Source organism: Methylocystis parvus OBBP (assembly GCF_027571405.1).
GTDB lineage: Bacteria > Pseudomonadota > Alphaproteobacteria > Rhizobiales > Beijerinckiaceae > Methylocystis > Methylocystis parva.
Genome location: NZ_CP092968.1, coordinates 818,719 through 839,832, shown reverse-complemented (window position 1 = coordinate 839,832; position 21,114 = coordinate 818,719). Strand labels below are relative to the sequence as shown.

Annotated in this window: 20 protein-coding genes and 1 riboswitch; of the genes, 10 read left to right on the top strand and 10 right to left on the bottom strand. The window is 64.7% G+C overall.

Annotated elements, in window-relative coordinates; translation table 11 throughout:
- Positions 1-50 precede the first annotated feature (50 nt).
- Positions 51-1,172, top strand: coding sequence for an Mrp/NBP35 family ATP-binding protein (locus tag MMG94_RS04160; protein WP_016921133.1), 1,122 nt, complete (start codon positions 51-53; stop codon positions 1,170-1,172).
- A 98-nt stretch (positions 1,173-1,270) separates the two neighbouring features.
- Here the strand turns inward: MMG94_RS04160 and MMG94_RS04155 are convergent, their stop codons facing one another.
- The 6 genes from MMG94_RS04155 to MMG94_RS04130 all read right to left on the bottom strand — a co-directional run bounded on the left by MMG94_RS04155 (position 1,271) and on the right by MMG94_RS04130 (position 7,850).
- Positions 1,271-2,611, bottom strand: coding sequence for an OmpP1/FadL family transporter (locus tag MMG94_RS04155; protein WP_016921132.1), 1,341 nt, complete (start codon positions 2,609-2,611; stop codon positions 1,271-1,273).
- Between the two features lie 180 nt (positions 2,612-2,791).
- Entirely contained in the window at positions 2,792-3,019 is a 228-nt protein-coding gene (locus tag MMG94_RS04150) for a sulfurtransferase TusA family protein (protein ID WP_016921131.1), read from the bottom strand.
- A gap of 8 nt (positions 3,020-3,027) precedes the next feature.
- Positions 3,028-3,528 (bottom strand): sulfur carrier protein DsrE2, encoded by a 501-nt coding sequence (dsrE2, locus tag MMG94_RS04145; RefSeq protein WP_026016431.1) that lies wholly within the window; start codon positions 3,526-3,528, stop codon positions 3,028-3,030.
- 157 nt (positions 3,529-3,685) lie between these two features.
- Positions 3,686-4,720 carry a lipase family protein gene (locus MMG94_RS04140; RefSeq protein ID WP_081495702.1) on the bottom strand — a complete coding sequence of 345 codons (1,035 nt, stop codon included), beginning with the start codon at positions 4,718-4,720 and terminating at the stop codon, positions 3,686-3,688.
- Positions 4,721-4,894: 174 nt separating this feature from the next.
- Entirely contained in the window at positions 4,895-7,378 is a 2,484-nt protein-coding gene (locus MMG94_RS04135; RefSeq protein WP_016921127.1) for a cation-translocating P-type ATPase, read from the bottom strand.
- Between the two features lie 142 nt (positions 7,379-7,520).
- Complete coding sequence (locus tag MMG94_RS04130) at positions 7,521-7,850, bottom strand: hypothetical protein (protein WP_016921126.1); 330 nt, start codon at positions 7,848-7,850, stop codon at positions 7,521-7,523.
- A 171-nt stretch (positions 7,851-8,021) separates the two neighbouring features.
- Positions 8,022-8,116: riboswitch (TPP riboswitch) on the top strand.
- A gap of 254 nt (positions 8,117-8,370) precedes the next feature.
- On the opposite strand from MMG94_RS04130, the gene thiC reads away from it, so the two are divergent.
- Together thiC and MMG94_RS04120 are read left to right on the top strand one after the other, a co-directional pair.
- Entirely contained in the window at positions 8,371-10,200 is a 1,830-nt protein-coding gene (gene thiC / locus MMG94_RS04125) for a phosphomethylpyrimidine synthase ThiC (RefSeq protein ID WP_016921125.1), read from the top strand.
- A gap of 443 nt (positions 10,201-10,643) precedes the next feature.
- Complete coding sequence (locus MMG94_RS04120; protein ID WP_016921124.1) at positions 10,644-10,856, top strand: hypothetical protein; 213 nt, start codon at positions 10,644-10,646, stop codon at positions 10,854-10,856.
- A 396-nt stretch (positions 10,857-11,252) separates the two neighbouring features.
- On the opposite strand, the gene MMG94_RS04115 is transcribed toward MMG94_RS04120, so the two are convergent.
- On the bottom strand, positions 11,253-11,762 hold the full coding sequence (locus MMG94_RS04115) for a septal ring lytic transglycosylase RlpA family protein (RefSeq protein ID WP_244962187.1): 510 nt from the start codon (positions 11,760-11,762) through the stop codon (positions 11,253-11,255).
- Between the two features lie 312 nt (positions 11,763-12,074).
- On the opposite strand from MMG94_RS04115, the gene mog reads away from it, so the two are divergent.
- The 4 genes from mog (at position 12,075) to MMG94_RS04095 (ending at position 14,875) form a co-directional block, all read left to right on the top strand.
- Complete coding sequence (gene mog / locus MMG94_RS04110) at positions 12,075-12,617, top strand: molybdopterin adenylyltransferase (RefSeq protein ID WP_026016429.1); 543 nt, start codon at positions 12,075-12,077, stop codon at positions 12,615-12,617.
- A gap of 144 nt (positions 12,618-12,761) precedes the next feature.
- Complete coding sequence (gene dapB, locus MMG94_RS04105) at positions 12,762-13,577, top strand: 4-hydroxy-tetrahydrodipicolinate reductase (RefSeq protein WP_016921120.1); 816 nt, start codon at positions 12,762-12,764, stop codon at positions 13,575-13,577.
- A gap of 16 nt (positions 13,578-13,593) precedes the next feature.
- Positions 13,594-14,220, top strand: a complete 627-nt coding sequence (locus MMG94_RS04100; protein WP_016921119.1) for a 2,3-bisphosphoglycerate-dependent phosphoglycerate mutase — start codon at positions 13,594-13,596, stop codon at positions 14,218-14,220.
- Between the two features lie 31 nt (positions 14,221-14,251).
- The gene (locus tag MMG94_RS04095) at positions 14,252-14,875 is read left to right on the top strand and encodes an alpha-ketoglutarate-dependent dioxygenase AlkB family protein (protein ID WP_016921118.1); all 624 of its coding nucleotides are present in this window, start codon (positions 14,252-14,254) and stop codon (positions 14,873-14,875) included.
- A gap of 81 nt (positions 14,876-14,956) precedes the next feature.
- Here the strand turns inward: MMG94_RS04095 and MMG94_RS04090 are convergent, their stop codons facing one another.
- Positions 14,957-15,121, bottom strand: coding sequence for a hypothetical protein (locus MMG94_RS04090; protein ID WP_016921117.1), 165 nt, complete (start codon positions 15,119-15,121; stop codon positions 14,957-14,959).
- 239 nt (positions 15,122-15,360) lie between these two features.
- On the opposite strand from MMG94_RS04090, the gene MMG94_RS04085 reads away from it, so the two are divergent.
- The 3 genes from MMG94_RS04085 to MMG94_RS04075 all read left to right on the top strand — a co-directional run bounded on the left by MMG94_RS04085 (position 15,361) and on the right by MMG94_RS04075 (position 18,912).
- Positions 15,361-15,756, top strand: coding sequence for a cytochrome c-554 (locus MMG94_RS04085; RefSeq protein WP_016921116.1), 396 nt, complete (start codon positions 15,361-15,363; stop codon positions 15,754-15,756).
- A 155-nt stretch (positions 15,757-15,911) separates the two neighbouring features.
- Positions 15,912-17,321, top strand: a complete 1,410-nt coding sequence (cysG, locus tag MMG94_RS04080; RefSeq protein ID WP_016921115.1) for a siroheme synthase CysG — start codon at positions 15,912-15,914, stop codon at positions 17,319-17,321.
- 46 nt (positions 17,322-17,367) lie between these two features.
- Positions 17,368-18,912 (top strand): serine hydrolase, encoded by a 1,545-nt coding sequence (locus MMG94_RS04075; RefSeq protein WP_016921114.1) that lies wholly within the window; start codon positions 17,368-17,370, stop codon positions 18,910-18,912.
- Positions 18,913-19,441: 529 nt separating this feature from the next.
- On the opposite strand, the gene MMG94_RS04070 is transcribed toward MMG94_RS04075, so the two are convergent.
- Both MMG94_RS04070 and hemC read right to left on the bottom strand, forming a co-directional pair.
- Positions 19,442-20,146 carry a uroporphyrinogen-III synthase gene (locus tag MMG94_RS04070; RefSeq protein WP_026016427.1) on the bottom strand — a complete coding sequence of 235 codons (705 nt, stop codon included), beginning with the start codon at positions 20,144-20,146 and terminating at the stop codon, positions 19,442-19,444.
- Positions 20,143-21,069: a hydroxymethylbilane synthase gene (gene hemC, locus MMG94_RS04065; RefSeq protein ID WP_016921111.1), complete on the bottom strand. Its 927-nt coding sequence runs from the start codon at positions 21,067-21,069 to the stop codon at positions 20,143-20,145. Before hemC ends, MMG94_RS04070 begins: the two co-directional genes overlap by 4 nt.
- Between the last annotated feature and the right edge of the window lie 45 nt (positions 21,070-21,114).

Below are 21,114 nucleotides of genomic sequence, written 5' to 3'. Positions count from 1 at the left end.
TAGCGGCATATCCTTGTCTAGAATGACTCTAAACAGGCAAGGAGCGGCCCGTGGCGACGGAAGCGGACATTCTGAAAGCCCTCGAAAACCTATACGCCCCGGGCGGCATTTCCATCGCCCGGGCGGTGAGCGGGATCAATCTCGCCGGCGCCAAGGCCTATGTCTCGCTCGCCGGCGACCCCGCAAAGCCGGACGGCTGGGAAATGGCGCGCGCGAATGCGGAGAAGGCGATCAAGGCCCTGCCGGGCATCGAGGCGGCGGTCGTGACGCTGACGGCCGAGCGCGCCCCGGGCGCGGCGAAGGCGCACGACCATCATCATCATGGCCATTCGCACGCTGCGCCGCCCCCGCCGCAGCAGCGCAAGGGCTTGGCCCCGGCGCTGGAGCATATCCGCTACATTATCGTGGTCGCCTCGGGTAAAGGCGGCGTCGGCAAATCGACGACCTCGGCGAATCTCGCCCTCGGTCTCGCCGCGCAGGGCTGGAAAGTCGGGCTTCTCGACGCCGATATTTACGGTCCGTCGGCGCCGCGGCTCTTCGGCCTCCATGACAAACCGAAGGTTGAGAACGGCAAGCTCACGCCGCTCGAAGCCTATGGCGTGAAAATCATGTCGATGGGCTTTCTCGTCGACGAAAATGTGCCGATGGTCTGGCGCGGGCCGATGGTGGCGCAGGCGCTCACCCAAATGCTCGGCGACGTGCTCTGGGGCGATCTCGACGCCCTCGTCGTCGACATGCCGCCCGGCACGGGCGACGTGCAGCTCACCATGGCGCAGCAGACGCCGATCGCAGGCGCGGTGATCGTCTCGACGCCGCAGGACCTCGCGCTGATCGACGCGCGCCGCGCGGTCGCCATGTTCCAGAAGGTCGAGGCGCCGATCCTCGGCATCATCGAGAATATGAGCTACTTCCTCTGCCCGCATTGCGGCGGGCGTTCGGAAATCTTTTCCCATGGCGGCGCGCGCCATGATGCGGAGCAGATGGGGGTGCCCTTCCTCGGAGAAGCGCCGCTCGACATGAAGATCCGCGAAACCTCGGACTCGGGGAAACCGGTCGTCGGGGCCGAACCGGACAGCCCGCAGGCGGCGGTCTATCTCAACCTCGCAGCCAAAGTGAAGACGCTTCTGGAAACCACGAAGCAGCGCGCCGCGCCGACGATTGTCGTGGGGTGAAGGGACCAAGGGCAATCGGGGGAACGCCGCTCGCGAGCAGTACCTCCCCATAAAGGGAGGTATCGGGCGCCGGTCGTCCGAGATTATCCTTCACCCGATCAGAAACGGGTGGGGATGATCGAATTGTCGCCCGCGTCCCATTTGTAATTATAACCGAAAGTCAGCTCCCACGCCTGCACCCACGGCGTGATCGTCGCGGCGGGATTGAGAGCGCCGTAGGGCAGGCCGGCGCGCTGCGGAATCCATTCCTGACCCGTCATCGAATTCTTGAACGCGTAGACGAAGGCGAAGTCGAGCGACGAATTCTTCGTGAAAGCGTAATTGGCGCCGACGGACGCATGATGGCGCATCATGATCGGCGCCAGAATGTTCACCGTCACCGAGCGCGCGCGAATGGGGTTCGTGCTGTAGTGATAGCCGGAACGCAGCGTCAGCGACGGCGAATAGCGCCATTCCGCGCCGACCGCGCCGGAGTCGACGTCCGTCCAATCGAAGCCGGGCCCGCTTGTAAGACCCATTGAGCCCACGGTGATGGGATTGGACGGGTTTCCGAGCGCTGGCTGCATGGAATAGAAAATATGGCGCCAGTCGACCATCAGCGTCAGACTCGGAAGCAGGTCATAGGCGAAACCCGCTTGCATGCTGGCCGGGATGTCAAAGCGTCCGTGATCGGCGATGATCCCCGAATATTTGTCGAGGCGCGACATCCAGATCGGCGTCGAACCCGAGAAGCCGAAGCGCAGTTTGTCGGTCATGCCCCAGACAAGGCCGGCGCGCAGTCCGCCGCCCCATGACCAGTCATAGGCCATGTCGGACAGCTCCCACGGATTCGACGAATAGGGCGCGAACCCCTTGACTCCCTGCAGATTGAACATCTGCACGCCGACGGTCGGCGCGACGCCGACCGTGATGGGGCCGATCGACGTGCCGAAGCGGCGCGCGTAGGAGACGCTGAAGAAAGCCTGCTGCAAATCGACGCCGGCGAAGCCGCCGCCGAGGGGACCGCCACTCGGGGCATGCCAATGACCCCAGTCATAGGATGTGTTGATGCCGCCATTGGCGTAGCCGGCGACGCTCCATGCGGAGTTTTCGTCGATCGGCTGAATGTAGCCCGCATTGGGGATCGGGAACCAGGGCCGGCCGCTCTCGACATATCCGGGAGCGACGACGCGCGGCGTCCCGCTCGTGTAATAGCCGCGCTCGCCATTGACGACCGTCATGCCCTGCTGGAACTGACGTTCGAGTCCGACAATGCCGGCAGGATTGGCGGAGATCGCCATGGCGTCGCGCTGATCGGCGACGCCGGCCCCGCCGAGCGCCTTCTGACGCGGGCCATATCCGATCATGAAATAACCGTCGGCGGCGAAGGCGGACGACAAGTCGGAGGCGAGCAGCGCGGTGACGGCGAGCGCGAGACGTCGCGTTTGAGATTTGTTCATGGTGACGGCCTGGCTTGTGCTTGAAACGCAACTGATACACGCCGAACAACTGAAACGGAGCGTAGCAGAGTCGCGGTATCGCAGGCAGCGCCGCTTGGCCTCCACAATTCAAAAAGCCAAGCAATGTTACGTTCTTGCAACAGTTTAACCTGAGCAGCCGCAGCAAAAATAAACGATCGCTTAATTCTTTCGCCGAAGCACGTAGCGAAAGTGAGAGTCCAATCGTTCGGCGCTGACGAGTTCATCCCCCGTCTGCCGCGCGAAAGCTTCAAAGTCTGACAGCGAGCCGGGATCGCTGGCGAGCACTTCGAGCGTGTCGCCGATCGCGATTTCCTTCAGCGCCTTCTTCGTGCGCAGGATGGGCATCGGACAGTTGAGGCCGCGCGCATCGACGATCTTGTCGTTCATGTCGTTACTCAAATGAAGAGATTGACGTCGGCCTTCACGGCCTCGGAGAGATAGGTCGCGGCGCCCCCGAACGAAACGCCGTCGATCATGTCCTCTTTCCTGAACTCGAAGAGGTCCATGGTCATCTGGCAGGCGACGAGCTTCACGCCGCTCTCGAGCGCGATGTCGCGCAGCTCCGCAATGCTCGCGACGCCCTTCTTCCCGATCATGTTCTTCATCATCGCCGTGGCGCCGGCGGTGACGCCGGGCAGGGCGGCGACAAGATTGGGCATGCCGATATGCATGCCGGCCATCGGCATCTTCATGGCCGGATTGCCGAGCGGCGAGATTTCGAGATCGAGATCCTTCTTCAACAGGCCGAGGCCGTAGAAGGTGAAAAAGAGAGTCGCGTCCATATCCATCGCGGCGGCGGTCGTCGCCAGGATGAAGGGCGGATAGGCCCAGTCCAGCGTGCCTTTGGATACGATGATGGAGAGGGATTTGCGATTTTGCGCCGTCTCGTTCGTCACATTGCCGCCTGTGTTGCGCCGCTCCTTGCGGCGAGGCAAAGCCCATACCAGCGGGCGAGGCCCAAATGCAAACCTATAGCTTTAGCGGCGCATCGCAATCAGCTTCGAGACGCGAACGCCCTCCCTTGCGGGGAGGGACGCAAATTGTCGGGCGTCGCTATTGCGGATAGGCGCGCGGTCCGAAGTGAATGACGCTCCAGTAGTTCTGCACCATGGGCATATAGATGTTGGCGTGCGAGTGGTTGCCCCAATCGTCCCAGGTCTGCCATACGAAGGTCGCTTCGACCCCGACATGAACATAAGGATCGGCGAGCGTAACCGGTTCGAGCGAAACCATGCTCGGCACGAAGTCGCACAGATTGGCGACCCGCAGGCTGGCGGGAATTTTCGCTTTATAGGCTTGAGCGAACGCCGCGTCGCCGACATGCAGGCTGCCGAAGGTGACGACCAAAGGCGGTTCGTTCAGGACGCCGCTCACGACAGCGTCGAGCGCGGCGAGCGAAAGCATCGCGCCGCCCAGACTATGCGCGCCCATATACCACGGCGCATTGGGCGCCTGCGCGGATGTATTCTGGATGGCGTTCAGACAGGACGCCGCCAGCGAGGTGACGAGTCCGCCGTCGTCATTGACGTAGAAGGCGTAGAGATACGAATTGACCATGCCGAAGATTTGGGTTCCGGTCTGACTGGGCAAATAGCAGGGCGTATTGTCTCCCCATCCAAGCAGATCGTATCCCGCTTCTTCGAGCGTCACGGTGCCTCGCAGAACCAATATATTGTGCGAATTGTCGTTCGCCGTCGCGGTAAATCCGAATAACTGGCTTCCAGGACGAGGCGTGCCGATGGGCGTTGGTCCGACGCAGGCGGGCGCCGCGCCGTTCGGTCCGCGCGCATACGCCGCCGGCTCGCTTTCGACGCGCGACAGAGTCCGCTGTTTCGTACCGGAGACCGCGCTCGCCTTCGCTTCCGCCGCCCCGAAGGGGTTTCCGTTGGGGTCGGCTTCAAAGGCGTAAATCAGATTGAGGTTCTTATATCCGTTCAGACTGGGCGTCAGGTTGGAGCCGTTATTATAGGCGGCGTAGGCCGCGCAGACGCCGTTCGCGAGGCGCACCGCGATGTCCTGGAGGGAGATCGCGGAAGGAAGTCGGGTGGTAAGTTCAGCTATTGTATCCGCAGATGTTGAAATGGACATTTTTCCTCCTTGGCCGCAATTCGGCCATCGGCATAGCGCGCCGGACGAGCGCGCCGCCGCGAATGTCGCTGGAGAAGGGCGCGGCCCGCAACCGGAATTTGGAAAAAGACTTACATCGGTTCCGGCGGCTGTTTACCATCGTTTATAGAGTCGACCGGATGGAAAGCATTTGCATCAAATGCTGAGCAGCCTCTTCCACATGCCGTACCATCCGCCGGCGCCGATCGCGAGCAGCGCGGCGAGGACCAGATCCTCCGTCGCCGGCGGCGCGAAACGGAGCACTCCGGCGAGCGGCGGGAAATAGAGTCCGGCTCCGACCACGAAGAGCGCCGCGGCGGCGATCGCCCAGAAGAACGCGTTCTCCCGCGCGAAAGGCGAGACGCCTTTCGGCAGCGCGTCGGAAAGGGCGAGCGACAAATTGCCGACGATCAGCGTCGCGAAGGAAAGCCCGCGCGCCTGGGCTTCCGGAACGCTGACGCTCATCGCCAGCACATAGACGCTGAGAACCGCAAGAAAGACCGCAAAGCCTTGCGCCACGCCGAGCCACAGATCGCGCGTCCCAAACAGCGGCTCGCTTTGGGGGCGCGGCGGCTTGAGCATGGCGTCCTTTTCGCCGGGTTCGGCCTCGAAGGCGAGGGAGCAGGTCGGGTCGATGATCAACTCCATCAGAACGACATGGGCCGGCAGAAGCATTGGCGGCAGGCCCATGAGGATCGGCGTCAAGGCGAGACCGGCGATCGGGATATGGATGGCTGTGATGAAAGTGAGCGCCTTGCGCAAATTGGACGAAATGCGCCGGCCAAGTTCAATGCCCGAGACGATGGAGGCGAAGCGGTCGTCGAGCAGCACGATATGGGCGGCCTCGCGCGCGACGTCGGAGCCGCGCTGCCCCATGGCGATGCCGATATGGGCGGCCGCGAGGGCCGGGCCGTCATTCACCCCGTCGCCGGTCATGGCGACGATATGGCCGTCGGCCTTGAAAGCCTCGACGAGCGCGAGTTTGTTCGTCGGCATGACGCGCGCGAAGACGCGGCTGTCTTTGAGCCTCGCCGCCGCTTCTTCGGGCGGCATGTCGGCAATCTCCGCGCCGGTCGTCGCGCCGCGCGTCACGTCAATTCCCGCCGCGCGCGCAATGGCGAGCGCGGTCGCCGGATAGTCGCCTGTGATCATCGCGACGTCGACGCCCGCCCGGCGCGCCGCCGCCACGGCGGCGGGAACGTCGTCGCGGATCGGGTCCTCGAAAGCGAGAAGCCCCAAAAGGCGATAGGGCGCGTCGACGCCTTCCTCCCGCGTCGGCTCCGTCTCGGCGACGGCGAGCACGCGCAATCCCTCGCGCGCCATTTCCTCGACGGTCGACGCGTAATGCGCATGCGTCCCGTCGTCGACCCGGGCGAGGCGGAAGATCGCTTCCGGCGCGCCCTTGGCGGCCTTCAGACCGCCGCCCTCGACCCGCCAGGACTGGATGAAGGCGAGGAGTTCCGGCTTGATCGGAAAGCTCTCTATCGTTTCGCCGCCGGCGGGGATTTCGAGGTTTACCGCGAGCGCATGGACGGCCCTGTCCATCGGATCCACGGGATTCGCCGCCGAGGCGCGCAGCGCCGCCTGTATCAGCCTGTGCTCTTCGGCGTTGGGCGCTTCCGGTATGGGTTCGACGGCGCCGCCCGTATAGAGGCGCACCACGGCCATGCGGTTCTGGGTGAGCGTTCCGGTCTTGTCGACGCAAAGAAGCGATGTCGAGCCGAGCGTCTCCGTCACGGATGAGCGGCGCACAAGCACCTTGCGTCGCGCGAGCCGATAGGCGCCGAGTGCGAGAAAGATCGCCAGCACCATCGGAAATTCTTCGGGCAGCAGGCCGATGGCGAGCGTAATGCCGGCGATGGCGCCTTCGAACCAGTCGCCATGGACAAGGCCGTAGGCGACGGTGACAAGCGCGCAAAAGAGCAGGGCGAAGGCGCCGAGACGGGCGACGAGGTCGCCGGTGCGCTTCTGCAGCGGGCTCGCTTCGCCTTTTATGGCGGCGAGCGACGCGCCGAGACCGCCGACGGCGGTGCGCGAGCCCGTTCGCGCCACGCATGCGACGCCGGATCCGCGCACGATCATGCAGCCGGCGTAGAGAAAGGGCGTGAAGTCGCCGCCGGGCTGAGGGAAAGCGAGGTCGACGCCGTCGCCCGCGAGAGTCTTCGTGACAGGAGCGGACTCGCCCGTCAGGATCGACTCGTCGACGACAAGCGCATCGCCCGCGCGCAACGTCGCGTCGGCCGGAATGCGCTGGCCCTCGCCGACAAGAATGGCGTCGCCGGGGACGAGGTCGCGCGCCGGGAGACGCAGCTCCGCGCCGTCGCGAATGACATGCGCCGTCGGCTCCGCGAGCGCCTGCAAGGCCTGCAGCGCGCGTTCGCTGCGAAACTCCTGGATGACGACGAGCGTAATGGAAGCGGCGGCGCCCGCGACCATGAACAGGCCCTCGCCCAGATCGCCGACGAAGAGATAGAGCGTCGCCGCAGCGGCGAGCAGAAAGAACATCGGCTCCTTCAGCGTCCGCAACGCAATGTCGAAAACGCTCGGCGTCTTCGCCGGCGGCGGAGCGTTGGGGCCGTATTCGGCGAGGCGGCGCGCGGCTTCGTCGGAAGAGAGGCCTTGGAAAGGAAATTGCGTCATGTCGGAGGCACAGCCAGGAGGGATGGCGGTCAGTCTAGCGTGAGTTGCGCCGCTCGGGCAGCCTCGACCCGCGGTCCGAAAATGAAAGAGGGCGCTTGTCGCCAAGCGCCCTGCGGGGAAGACAGGCTGTCTTCGAGCCGAATTACATCGCGTCGAAGGTCTTCTTCTTGCCGTCATGCGTCTTGACGGTGACTTCGCGAATATAGCTGCAATCGTCGAAGCCGGGCGGGAAATCCTTGGACTGGCCGGGGACGGTGAACTTGTCGCCCTTATTGTAGGGGTGGTGCAGGACCTTGTCCTTTTCCGAGACAGGGCAGTCGCCGCCATTCACGACGATGGCGTCGACAACCACTTTGTCTTTCTTGACGTCGCACTTGACGGAGCCGTCGTGCTTCTTGGAGCATTCGACCGCGTCGTCGGCGGCGAAGGCGAAAGAGGGGAAAAGAACCAGGGCGAGCAAAAGCTTTTTCATGGCGGGCACTCTAGTTGAGAAGACTTGGCAAGCGAGCGGGACGCTCTGAGACAGGTCCAAAGCACAGATTGAAAAAACAAATGTGACGCTCCGGCGGCTCCCCGCATCCGCCGGCGCGACGGGCGAATTTCCAGCCGCTTGCCGGGAAAGGCGAGAGCGACTAGTTTTCCGCTCAATGGCGAGGGGCGCCGCGCGTCGCGGCTGAGAAGCACCCGTCGAACCTGATCCGGGTCATGCCGGCGGAGGGAATGCCAGGGCAGGGCGCTTGCGCCCGTACTCCCCTTTCCGCCCTGCATTGGCGTGACCCAAACGAATTGCGTTAGGCGGGGTGGCGTTCGTTCTTTTCGGAGCGACCCCCACCCCGACCCTCCCCCTTGCAGGGGGAGGGGATCGCGGCGGCGCCTCTGCTCCCTCCCCCTGCAAGGGGAAGGGTCGGGGTGGGGGTCGACGCCGCAAATCTGGCTGACGCAAGCTACATCCGCTCCCCTTGAAGGAGCGCGATCCAGAGGGAAGCGCGACCATGAACGTCCACGACAAACGCACGCCGCTCAGCGTCACCACCGGCCCCATCGGCAAGTCGCGCAAGGTCTATTCCTCGCCCGCCGGACGCCCGGACATTCGCGTGCCCTATCGGGAAATCGCGCTCGATCCGTCATCCGGCGAAGCGCCGCTGCGGGTATATGACCAGTCCGGCCCCTATAGCTGCGAAAGCTTTACGCCTGATCTCTCCGCGGGCCTTCCCTCAGCTCGGCCGTGGCTCGCGGCGCGCGCGGGCCTCGAAACCTATGAAGGCCGAGCCGTAAAGCCCGAGGATAACGGCTTCGCCGAAGGCGATCGCCTCGCGCCGCCATGCCCGGCCTCGCGCAAGCTCTATCGCGCCGCCGGCTCGGGTCCCGTCACCCAGCTCGAATTCGCCCGCGCCGGGATCGTCACCGAAGAGATGATCTATGTCGCGCATCGCGAGAACCTCTGCCGCGAGCGCGCGCTCGACGTCGCGAAAGAGCGCATCGCCGACGGCGAGAGCTTCGGCGCGGCGATCCCCGAATTCGTCACGCCCGAATTTGTGCGCGACGAGGTCGCACGCGGCCGCGCCATCATTCCGGCGAACGTAAATCACGCCGAGCTGGAGCCGGTCATCATCGGCCGCAACTTCCTGGTGAAGGTGAACGCCAATATCGGCAATAGCGCCGTGACCTCCTCGGTCGCGGAAGAAGTCGAGAAGATGGTCTGGTCGGCGCGCTGGGGCGCCGACACCGTCATGGACCTTTCGACGGGCCGCAATATCCACAATATTCGCGGCTGGATCATCCGCAATTCGAGCGTCCCGATCGGTACGGTCCCGATCTATCAGGCGCTCGAAAAAGTCGGCGGCGACGCGCTGAAGCTCGATTGGGAAGTGTTCAAGGATACGCTGATCGAGCAGGCGGAGCAGGGCGTCGATTACTTCACTATCCATGCCGGCGTGCGCCTCGCTTATGTGCCGCTGACCGCGAGCCGCGTCACCGGCATCGTCTCGCGCGGCGGCTCGATCATGGCGCGCTGGTGTCTCTCGAAGCACAGAGAGAGTTTCCTATACGAGCGGTTCGACGAGATTTGCGACATCATGCGCAGATATGACGTCTCCTTCTCGCTCGGCGACGGGCTGCGTCCGGGCTCCAACGCCGACGCCAATGACGCCGCCCAATTCGCCGAGCTGGAGACGCTGGGCGAATTGACGAAAATCGCCTGGGACAAGGGCTGTCAGGCGATGATCGAAGGCCCCGGCCATGTGCCGATGCACAAGATCAAGGCCAATATGGACAAGCAGCTCAAGGCCTGCGGCGAGGCGCCGTTCTATACGCTGGGTCCGCTCGTCACCGACATCGCGCCGGGATACGACCACATCACTTCGGGCATCGGCGCCGCGATGATCGGCTGGTTCGGCACGGCGATGCTGTGTTACGTAACTCCTAAGGAGCATCTCGGGCTGCCGGATCGCGACGACGTCAAGACAGGCGTCATCACCTACCGCATCGCCGCCCACGCCGCCGACCTCGCCAAGGGCCATCCCGCCGCGCGCGAACGCGACGACGCCATGAGCCGCGCGCGCTTCGACTTCCGCTGGACGGATCAGTTCGAGATCGGCCTCGATCCGGACACCGCGCGCGAATTCCACGACGAGACCATGCCGAAGGAAGCGCACAAGGTCGCGCATTTCTGCTCCATGTGCGGCCCGAAATTCTGCTCGATGCAGATCACGCAGGATCTGCGCAAAGAGGCCGCCGAGATCGCGGAGCGCGAGAAGGGAATGGCGGAAAAGGCGGAGGAGTTTCTGGAGAAGGGCGCGGAGATTTACGTCCAGGCGGAGTAGGGGAGAGGCCAAGGCGATCTCGGGTGAAGGATCGTTTTCCTCTCCTTCATCCTGAGGAGGCCTCAAAGAGGCCGTATCGAAGGACGAAGGAGAGGAAAACACGTCTCGAGGACTTCCTCGTCCTTCGAGACGCCGCCTGCGACGGCTCCTCAGGATGAGGAAGTCCTCGCCCGATTGGAGAGAGCCCGCCCGGTTCGCCCCCGATCAGTTCGTAGCGGCCCGGACGGCCTTCCGACCAGACGCGATATTCCTCGACGGTCATTCGCGCCGCGGCCCGCCATTTTCCCGCCTACGCCTACGTCTCCCGCCCGTCTTTGGCGAATAACGCCGCCAGATTGGCGGCAAAGCGGCTGGCCCTTCCCGCGAAACGGAGCAAATCTCGAATCCAGGATAGCGGCAAGCCGGGCGCGCGATGATCGGCCCGGCGTGGTGGAGGGAAGGCCGTGGCACGTCAGGAAACCAATCTGCCGAAGGATAAATATACCGGCATGCGCGAGATGAATTTCGCGCTTACGCCGAATGTCTTGATCTGTGGCGTGGCCGGCGTCGGGCTCGGCGCGATCCTCGCTTATTGGGGAACGAGCGACGTCCCGATCATCGCCGCGACGGCGATCTGCTTCGGCATCCTCTCCGGAATCTTCGGCATGTTCGTCTGAGCCTGGCCTTATAAGCTCCGAACCTCTCGAAGACGACGCCCGGCCTCAAAAAGGCCGGGCGTTCTGTTCCTGGGGAGGAAAAAACGGTGCATTATCTGAAGAATTGCGAGGCCTGATGCATCACGACAAGAAAAAATCCGAGACCGCCCGTAATAAAAGCGAGCGCCTTGAGCAAAGAGCTGCGGCCGTGCTGGACCATGGTATTTCCTTCCGCCTTCTATTTGCGTAGATCGCGGAATGGACACTACGTCGATTCATTCCAAAGCAAAGCGCCAGTAAAAACAAAATAGAGGGGTCCAAATCACCGCCGGGAGATGAGGCCACTCCATTCGCCGCGCCTGCGTCGAGCCCGGAGGCTTACGCGCCCGGGCCTTGGCGCCGGGCGCGTCTGTTTAATCAGCTTCCGTTCAGGACCTGAACCTGAACCGCTCCCGTTCCGCGCGAGATCAGGCCGATGCGGGACGCCGCGCCACGCGACAGGTCGAGGCTTCGGCCGGTCCAGGCCGCCGGGCCGCGATCGTTGATGCGCACCACGACGGAGCGGCCGGCATGGGTCACCAGCAGCCGCGTGCCAATCGGCAAGGTGCGATGCGCGGCGGTCAGGTCCCATTGGTTGAAGCGCTCGCCGCTCGCCGTATGGGCGTTGGGTTCGTAGCGGCGCGGGCCGCCGCCGTAAAACGACGCGTTGGCGACGAAGGAACGGGCGCCCTCCGGCATCGCCTCGGCCGTCGGAACGCTTTCCAATTGGCGATGATGTCCGCCTGCGCGGGCGAAATGCATTTGCTGTTGTTGTTGCGCGCCAGAGACGCCGAACAGTTTGGATAAAAAATCCTCCGCCGCGGCGGGGACAGAGCTCAGGCCAAGCACGACTAACACAACAGAGACACGCTTCATTCCGGATTGCACTCCTCGTTCGAACGTCACAGAAGAAGACGCGTCTGATGCGTCTTCTCACAATCGATGCGACGTTGTGTGGATGAGGAGCGCCGTATTAAAGAGCAAATATGGCGAAAAATGTCGCATGTTCCATTTTGAATTACTCACGACGTCCGGAACAATATCGGATCACGCCGAGGGGGATATGAAAACTATTTATACTATTCATCCATGTGGTTTGGCTAAATTCGCGCCGCTATTGCGGAGTTTTGAAGCCGCCGTGACGCGGGGCTGGCTGACAAATTCGCGCCGAGGCGCCAAAAGGCGGTGGGAGACATCGACATGACCGACACGAACCGCCCAGCCGTCATCGGCGTCGTCACCGCCTCGGACCGCGCCAGCGCGGGCGTCTACAAGGACGAGAGCGGCCCGGCGATCGAGGCCTATCTGACATCCGCGCTGACCACGCCTTTCCGCATCGAGCGGCGGATCATTCCCGACGGCTTCGAGAGCGTGCGCGATACGCTGATCGATCTCGCCGATACGGTCGGATGCGATCTCGTCGTCACGACCGGCGGCACGGGACCGAGCCCGCGCGATCTGACCCCCGAGGCGACGCTCGCCGCCTGTCCGCGCGAATTGCCGGGCTTTGGCGAGCTGATGCGGCATGTGTCGCTGTCGCAGACGCCGACGGCGATCCTCTCGCGCCAGCTCGCCGCGCATCGGGGCAAATGTCTCGTGATCAATTTGCCGGGCAAGCCGGCGGCGATCGAGCTTTGCTTGAATGCGGTCATGCCCGCCGTCCCTTATTGTCTGGACCTTATCGGCGCGGCCTTTATCGAGACGGACCCGGCGAAGGTGAAGGCGTTCCGACCCAAGAAATAACTGCCCGTTCGGGTAGGGCGTTTCGCCGCGACAATCGGAAGGCTTCTCTTAACGGCTTCCCGTCTGTATAGGGAGGAGCGCGTCAGAAGGCCCGAGTCGCCCAATCGCGTCTCTTTGGTATGACCGCAGGCGAGGCTTGTAGAGATGAGCGATTTGCGTCTGGTCGTGGTGGGGGCGGCGGGCCGTATGGGCCGTATGCTGACGCAGACCATCCCCGACACGTTGGGCGTGCGGCTGGTGGCGGCGCTGGCGCGGGAAGGCGCGCCCGCCATCGGGGCCGATAGCGGCGCCGCCTTCGGGCAGGGCGCGAACGGCGTTCCGGTGACGAGCGACGTCGAGGCCGCCCTCGCCCAGGCCGACGCGGTCATCGATTTCTCCTCTCCCGCGGCGACGGTCGCCATGGCGCGCGCCGCCGCGCGTGCGCGGGTTCCGCATGTCGTCGGCACTACCGGTCTTGCGCCGGACGATCTCGCGGCGCTGGCCGACGCCGCCCGCGCGACGGCGATCGTGCGGTCCGGCAACATGAGCCTCGGCGTCAATCTCCTGTCCGTCCTCATCGAGAAAGCCGCCAAGGCGCTCGGACCGGCCTGGGACGCCGAGATCGTCGAAATGCATCACAAGATGAAGGTCGACGCGCCCTCGGGCACCGCGCTGCTTTTGGGCGAGGCCGTCGCCAGGGGCAGGGGGATCGAACTCGCCGAGCACAGCGCGCGCGGCAGGGACGGGCTCACCGGGCCCCGCAAGCCGGGCGAGATCGGTTTCGCGGCTTTGCGCGGGGGCACGGTCGTCGGCGACCATACGGTGATCTTCGCCGGCATGGGAGAACGCATCGAGTTTTCGCACCGCGCGGAGGATCGCGGAATTTTTGCCCGCGGCGCCATCGCCGCGGCGATCTGGACCCGCGGCAAGGAGCCCGGTCTTTATTCCATGGCCGACGTGCTGGGCCTCACCGGCGCCTGAGTTCTGCGAGACCTTCATGAGCATGCACCGCACACTCGTCCTCGTCCGGCACGGCCAGAGCGAATGGAACGCCAAAAATCTATTTACAGGCTGGAAGAATCCCGACCTTACCCCGGAGGGGATCGACGAGGCCCGTCGCGCCGGAAAGGAGCTCAAGAAGCTCGACCTCCTCTTCAGCGTGGGATTCACCTCGGCGCTCTTGCGCGCGCAGCACACGCTCGATCTGATTTTTGAAGAGCTCGGCCAGTCCAATGTGCCGACCGTGAAGGACCGGGCGCTGAATGAGCGCCACTATGGCGATCTTTCCGGCCTCAACAAGGACGAGGCGCGCGAGAAATGGGGGGAGGAGCAGGTGCGCCTGTGGCGCCGCTCCTATGACGTGCCCCCGCCCGGCGGCGAAAGCCTGAAGGATACGGTCGCGCGCGTCGTGCCCTTCTATGTGCAGCGCATCCTCCCGCCGGTGATGCGCGGCGAGCGCGTGCTCGTCGCCGCGCATGGCAATTCTCTGCGCGCCCTCTGCATGGTGCTGGAGCAGCTCACGCCGGAAAGCGTCACGACGCTGGAGCTCGCGACCGGCGTGCCGATCGTCTACAAGCTCAACGCCGACTCGACGGTGGCGTCGAAGACCGTGCTGGAGCACTGAAGCTGGGCGCGGGCGCAACTACATAAAGCCCATGCCCGAAATCGTCCCCGGCGCCGTCCTCTACCCCGCCTTTCTCAATGCGGCGGCGCAGCGGCGGCTGGCGCAAGATGTCGCCGACGTCATCGCCCATGCGCCGCTCTTTACCTCCCGCATGCCGAAATCCGGCCTGCCCATGTCGGTGCGCATGACGAATTGCGGCGCCTTGGGCTGGATGAGCGACAGGGAACGCGGCTATCGCTATGAGCCGCGCCACCCCGAGACCGGCGCGCCATGGCCGCCCATTCCACGATTGCTGCTCAATATTTGGGACGAACTCACGCGACACCCGAAGCCGCCCGAGGCCTGCCTCGTCAATGTCTATTCGGATGACGCGAAGATGGGCCTGCATCAAGATCGCGACGAAGTTGATTTCGACGCGCCGATTCTTTCTGTTTCTCTTGGCGCCGATTGCAGGTTCCGCTTCGGCGGGCGCAAACGTTCGGACAAGACGTCCGCCGTCACGCTCGCTTCGGGGGACGCCTTCGTGTTCGGCGGCGCGGCGCGGCTGTGCTTTCACGGCGTCGACCGCATCCTGCCGTCGATCCTCACGCCCTTGCCCGAGCCGCTCGCGGGGCAAGGCGCGCGGGTCAACCTCACCCTGCGCCGGGTGACGTAGCGCGACATTCGCAGAGCTTTCGCAGAGCTTTGTGGACGCGGAAAGCATGGCCGGAATAAAGCGCCTCGCGGTCCTGCTCGGTCATCTTCCCGAAGCGATCCTGACATAGCCGTGAGCGTCGACTTCCGTCACGTCGGCGCGGCCGCCGACAAAGGCTTTCAAGGCGGCCTGTTCCTCTTCCGGCAGGCCGGATAGCGTCCAATCGGGCAGGGAAACCAGCCGAACGCGCGCGCCGGCGACGATCATTCCGGACTCATGAAACGGCGCGATTCGGAGGCGGGTTCAATCATGGTTCAGTCCCCGTTCAGTTCTCGCCTCCTATCGTCCAGTAACGAGACTGAGCAGTGGCGGTATTGTGTCGGAACGCCCCTTCTTGTAGTTTCCAAGCCGTCTAAAGAGCGCCCGGGAGGCGCCCAACTTTGGCAGGCAAGTTTCAAAGAATAGGCGGTCGCTGAGCGACGCCGAGGATGAGGAAAGGATCAAGGATGAAGACGATTTCCCTGCTGACGTTCGCCGCGAGCGTCGCTTTCGCCGCTTTCGCCGGCCAGGCCTACGCCGCGGGCGACGCCGCCGCGGGCGAGAAGGTCTTCGCCAAGTGCAAAGCCTGCCATCAGGTCGGCGAGAGCGCCAAGAACGCCGTCGCCCCGCAACTCAACGGCCTGTCGGGCCGCAAGGCCGGCACGGTCGAAGGCTATAACTATTCCGAGGCCATGAAGGGTTCCGGCATCGCCTGGGACGAGGCCTCCTTCAAGGAGTTCATCAAGAACCCGAAGGCCAAGGTGCCGGGCACCAAGATGATCTTCCAGGGCCTCGCCTCGGAAGGCGACCAGGACAATGTCTGGGCCTATCTGTCGCAGTTCAAGGCCGACGGCACGAAGTAAGTCGCGCCTCGCGCTATCAATGGAAGCGGCCCTGACGCAGGGCCGCTTTTTTGTTTGGGCGCCGTAAGCGCCATGCGACCGCCGCTCCGGCGCGGCGCCTTTTGTGGCCCCTGCCGATGGGCTATGCGTTGGGTTCCAGCACATAGGCCCGGATCGTGACCCGCAAACCCGACGAAGTTTCCTCCGAAATCATGCAGCCCCTCGAAACGCTGCCGGTGTTCTTCCCATTGGCCGGCAAGCGGGTGGTGGTGATCGGCGGGGGCGAGGGCGCGGCCTGGAAGGTCGATCTCGCCGCCGCCACAGGGGCGCAGGTGGACGTCTTCGCCCGCGACCCTTGCGATAAATTGCTGGAAATCGCCGCGGCCCGCGCCAATGTCGCGCTGCATCAGCGCGCGGCGCTGGCCTCCGATTTCCAGGGCGCGACGCTCGCATTCGGCGCGACCTTCGACGACGCGGAGGCGGAGATGGCCCGCAAAGCGGCGGATGCGGCGCGCGTGGCGCTCAATCTCGCCGACCGCCCGGCCATGAGCGATTTCATCATGGGCGCGATCGTCAATCGCTCGCCGCTCGTCATCGGCGTCTCGACCGGCGGCGCGTCGCCTGTCTTCGCGCAGGCCGTGCGAGGCCGCATCGAATCGCTCGTCCCCGCGACCTTCGCCGCCTGGGCCAAGGCGGCGCAGGATTGGCGTCCGCAGGTCCTTTCATCGGGCCTCGACTTTCTGGCGCGCCGCGATTTCTGGCGCCGTTTCACGAGGCTCGCTTTTCGCGACATAGAGCGCCCGCCGGAGCAGAAAGATCGAGACGCGCTTCTGACCGAAGCGCGCGACGCCGGCGACGCCGCGCAGCGCGGGCGCGTGACGCTTGTCGGCTCCGGGCCGGGCGACCCGGAACTTCTCACGCTCAAAGGCATGCGCGCGCTCGCCGGCGCGGATGTGGTGCTCTTTGACGATCTCGTGCCGGCGAGCATTCTCGACTTCGCCCGCCGGGAGGCGACGCGCATCAATGTCGGCAAGCGCGGCTACAAGCCTTCCGTGCGGCAGGAGGAGATCACCGCGCTGCTCGTCGACCTCGCCCGCGTGGGCAAGAATGTCGTGCGCCTCAAGGGCGGCGATCCGCTGATTTTCGGCCGCGCCAATGAGGAGATCGCCGCGCTGCGCGAAGCGGGCTTCGATATCGAGATCGTGCCCGGCGTCACCGCCGCCTGCGCCGGCGCCGCGGCTTTGGGAGCGTCGCTGACCAGCCGCGAGACGGCGCGCCGCGTGCAATTCATTACGGCCCATACGAAGGACGGCGAATTTCCCGAGGATTTCGACTGGGGCGCGCTTGCCGACCGCCGCGCGACGACGGCCGTCTATATGGGCAACCGCACGCTGCCGGCTCTGTCGCGGCGGCTGCTCGAGGAGGGCATGGCGCATGACACGCCTGCCTTTGTGATCGAGCGCGCGTCGACTCCCGACGAACGCATCATCAAGGGCACGATCGCCGATCTGCCCGGGAAGGTCGCGAGCGAGACGATCGTCGGGCCGGTGATGGTGCTGATCGGCTGGGCTTTGGTCGAAAACTGAAATCGACCTACTGTCTGCGCCTTGGCGACATTCGCGGGGGTGCGGCATGGCGATGACGAGACGTTCGGCCATTCTTTCTTCGGGCTTCGCGCTCGCCGCGCATGGAGCGGCCGAGGCGCGCCCCACGGCCTTACGCGAGGATGCGGTCGAGAAGCATCTTGCGAGCCTCGACCGGATCGTCTCGGAGACGATGAAAAAGACCGGCGCGCCCGGCATGTCGGTCGCCGTCGTGTCGCGCGACCGGGTCGTTTATCTCAAAGGCTTCGGCGTGAGGCGGGCAGGGGGAGCCGATCCGGTCGACGCCGACACCGTCTTCGCCCTTGCGTCGCTCTCCAAGCCGCTGGCGACGACGGTGGTGGCGGGGCTTGTCGGCGACAAGCGCGTTTCCTGGGACGACAAGATCGTCCGCTTCCTCCCCGATTTCGCGATGAGCGATCCCTGGATCAGCAAGGAGATCACGCTGCGCGACATGTTCTGCCATCGCAGCGGGCTTCCGGATCACGCCGGCGATTTGCTGGAGGACATTGGCTATGGCCGCGACGAGATCCTGCGGCGGCTACGCTTTATCAGGCCGTCGGGGAGTTTTCGCGCATCCTACGCCTATACCAATTTCGGCTTCACGGCGGCGGCCGTCGCAGCGGCGCGGGCGGTTGGTCGATCATGGGAGGAATTGTCGAGCGAGCGGCTATATCGCCGCATCGGAATGACGAGCGCGACGTCGAGCAACGCCGAGTTTACGGCGCGCGTAAACAGGGCGTTCGGCCATATGCGCCGTGACGGCCGGTGGGTGGCCGGCCCGCAGCGTCAGCCCGATGCGCAATCGCCGGCCGGCGGCGCGAGCGCCTCGGCGCGCGACATGGCGGCGTGGGTCCGGCTACAGCTTGCGCGCGGGAAATTCGACGGGCGGGACATCATCGACGCCGGCGCGCTTGATGAGACGCATCGCCCGCAGATCGCGACCGACCCTGCCGATCCGTCCAAAGCGGCGCCGACCTTTTACGGGCTCGGTTGGGACATTAGTTATAACGAACATCCGTTAGTACGCTGGGGGCATTCCGGCGCGTTTTCGTTCGGCGCGGCTGCCTGCGTGAACATCCTGCCCGAGCTGCAACTGGGCGTCGTGGCGTTGAGCAATACGTCTCCCGTCGGCGCGCCGGAGGCTGTTTGCCGAAGCTTTCTGGACCTCGTTACGGCCGGCAAAATCCAGCGCGACTGGCTTGCGCTGTTCGGCGGCGCCTTTGCGCAAATGTCCAAGCCGACCTATGGCTTCGGCGCGGATTACTCGAAGCCGCCCGCCGACCCCAGGCCGCCCGCCGCGTTATCGGACCATGCCGGAACCTATCAGAACGAACTTTACGGACCGCTTAGGATTACGGTAGACGTAAACAATATGACGCTGTTCGTGGGTCCAGAAAATACGCCTTACGTTATGCGTCATTATGACGGCGAGATTTTCACCTTTCAGCCACGTGGAGAGAATGCTTTTGGGCCAAGTCCTGTGCGGTTTATGTTTGACGATAGCCATAAATTACAGGGTCTGCGGATCGACTATTTTGATGAAAACGGGCAGGGCGTCTTCTTGCGCGCCTAGACCTCGCGCTCATTCCGAACGACGCCTGGCCCGCTCGCGCCGCAATGCGACAGCGTCCGAAAGCAGAAGGCCGGAAGGCGCCAACCCTGAAAAGACAGAGGGCCGCGACGATTTTTCGACGCGGCCTCGGTGAGCTCGGCTGCAGCCTCTTGCGCGTTTGGCGGGCTTCCCCGCCGCCGCGCGCTCCCGCCCCAATTTCGGAAGCGTCCCACAGGCCAGGGGCCAGAAGACCCCGGCGCCGGCATAATATTTCCGACAGGAAATATAATATTATTTCAGTAATTAGGGTTCATCCCCCCATATGGGGTAGCGGGGGCCGGCAGTTCGCTTTTTCCCGAAGCGCCGATCTTTGGAACAGCTTGCGGGTGGTAGGGCTCCCATCTGCTTCTCGTCGCCGTCGTGGCGCGCGGCCCATGGCCGACAAGCGTGGGCGATGCAGGCGTCAAATCTCCGCGAGCGCCTGCAACGCCTGCGAGGATCGATAGCGCGGCGTCCCAGATCAGGGCCGATGGCAGCCTTGGCGCGCCGTTTAGCCGACGCGCCGCGCCAAAACTGCGAGCAGCTGGTCCTCATCGGGCTCTTCCGCGCGCGTAACGTCAAGACCCAGCGCCTCCAGCGGCGCCGCCACATCGGCGGAAAGCGCAATATGGGCGATCCCTGGCAAGGCGCCGGAGAGCCCGGCCGCTTCCGCGAGGCTCAGAAAAATCTCGGCGCTGCGGCGGGAGTAATGGAGCGCGAAATCGACCGCTCTTGCGCGCAGCGCCGAGCATGCCTCGTCCGTCAAAGACGCGGCCGCCCGGGCCTCATAGACGATTACGGACGTGATACGATGTCCGGCGCCCGTAAGCCCCGCCTCCAGCGCCGCCTGCCGGTCCCGCCCGGCGAGATAAAGAAAATGCGCGGCCCCGGAATATCGCGCGAGGAGTAGCGGCAGGATGGCCTCGGCGTTTCCCGCCATAATTTCCGGCCGCCAGCCGCGCGCTTCAACGGCTTTCGCCGTCCTGGCCCCGACGACATGGAAGGGCAGCGCCTTGTAAGGCTCGGCTCCGCCGCCGCATTCGATCGCCTTGGCGCTCGACGCGATGACGGCGTCGTAATCGCCGGGCGGAATCAACGCGCCCGCGGCCATGATCTCCAGCACGGGAGATACAATCGGCGTACATCCCATCGCGCGCAGCTTGTCCGACGTACGTAAGGCGTCTTCTCGCGCACGGAGCACGAGAACGCGCGTCACATCAGCCCCGCGACGCCGTGGGGCAGCTTCAGCACGATCTCATTGCCGGCGTCGGCGCCGATCATCGCCGCGTCGATGGCGCGTCCCTTGCGGCGCGTCGACCAGACTTCGCTGCCATCGGCCTTCAGCACTTCGCCATAGAAGGAGAGGTCGCCGCCCGCCACCGTGGCGTGGCCCGCGATCGGCGTGCGGCAGGAGCCGTCCAGAGCCGTGAGAAAAGCGCGCTCGGCGGCGAGCGCGAGCGCCGTCGCCTCGTCGAGGATCGGCGCGAGCGCGCTTTGCGTCTCGGAGTCGGCGGCGCGGGCCGTCAATCCGATGGCGCCTTGCCCGACGGCGGGCGGGAAATCCTCCAGCGGCAGCAGCGCCGTCGCGCGATCCGCGAGGCCCAGCCGCTTCATCCCGGCGAGGGCCAACAGCGTCGCATCCACCTCGCCGCTCTCGACCTTGCCGAGCCGCGTATGCACATTGCCGCGCAGCAGCGTCGTTTTCAGGTCCGGACGCTTGCGCTTGACCTGCGCCGCGCGCCGCAGCGAGGCCGTGCCGACGACCGCGCCCGCAGGCAATTGGTCGATCGCCGCGCCGTTGCGGCCGATCCAGGCGTCGCGCACGTCTTCGCGCGGCAGATAGCCGGCGATGAGGATCTCCGACGGCAGATGCGTCGGCAGATCCTTCGAGCTGTGCACCGCAAGATCGATCGCGCCGGCGATCAGCGCCGCGTCGAGCTCCTTGGTGAAGAGCCCCTTGCCGCCGGATTCCGAGAGCGGCCGGTCCTGAATCTGGTCGCCGGTCGTCTTGATGATCTCGATGTCGAAATGCGCCTCGGCGACGCCATGCGCCTCAGCGAGCAGCGCCCGAACCATATGGGTCTGCGCCAATGCGAGAGGCGAGCCGCGCGTACCGATGCGGAGGCTTTTGATCGTCATGGACCTTTCCGGCGTGAGAGACGCGCGGACTATAAGCGGCGGGAA

Coding starts and splice junctions, on each gene's coding strand:
- MMG94_RS04155 (WP_016921132.1), bottom strand. CDS start 2,611: ATGAACAAATCTCAAACGCGACGTCTCGCGCTCGCCGTCACCGCGCTG.
- MMG94_RS04150 (WP_016921131.1), bottom strand. CDS start 3,019: ATGAACGACAAGATCGTCGATGCGCGCGGCCTCAACTGTCCGATGCCC.
- MMG94_RS04140 (WP_081495702.1), bottom strand. CDS start 4,720: ATGTCCATTTCAACATCTGCGGATACAATAGCTGAACTTACCACCCGA.
- MMG94_RS04135 (WP_016921127.1), bottom strand. CDS start 7,378: ATGACGCAATTTCCTTTCCAAGGCCTCTCTTCCGACGAAGCCGCGCGC.
- MMG94_RS04130 (WP_016921126.1), bottom strand. CDS start 7,850: ATGAAAAAGCTTTTGCTCGCCCTGGTTCTTTTCCCCTCTTTCGCCTTC.
- thiC (WP_016921125.1), top strand. CDS start 8,371: ATGAACGTCCACGACAAACGCACGCCGCTCAGCGTCACCACCGGCCCC.
- mog (WP_026016429.1), top strand. CDS start 12,075: ATGACCGACACGAACCGCCCAGCCGTCATCGGCGTCGTCACCGCCTCG.
- dapB (WP_016921120.1), top strand. CDS start 12,762: ATGAGCGATTTGCGTCTGGTCGTGGTGGGGGCGGCGGGCCGTATGGGC.
- MMG94_RS04100 (WP_016921119.1), top strand. CDS start 13,594: ATGAGCATGCACCGCACACTCGTCCTCGTCCGGCACGGCCAGAGCGAA.
- MMG94_RS04095 (WP_016921118.1), top strand. CDS start 14,252: ATGCCCGAAATCGTCCCCGGCGCCGTCCTCTACCCCGCCTTTCTCAAT.
- MMG94_RS04090 (WP_016921117.1), bottom strand. CDS start 15,121: ATGATCGTCGCCGGCGCGCGCGTTCGGCTGGTTTCCCTGCCCGATTGG.
- MMG94_RS04085 (WP_016921116.1), top strand. CDS start 15,361: ATGAAGACGATTTCCCTGCTGACGTTCGCCGCGAGCGTCGCTTTCGCC.
- MMG94_RS04075 (WP_016921114.1), top strand. CDS start 17,368: ATGGCGATGACGAGACGTTCGGCCATTCTTTCTTCGGGCTTCGCGCTC.
- hemC (WP_016921111.1), bottom strand. CDS start 21,069: ATGACGATCAAAAGCCTCCGCATCGGTACGCGCGGCTCGCCTCTCGCA.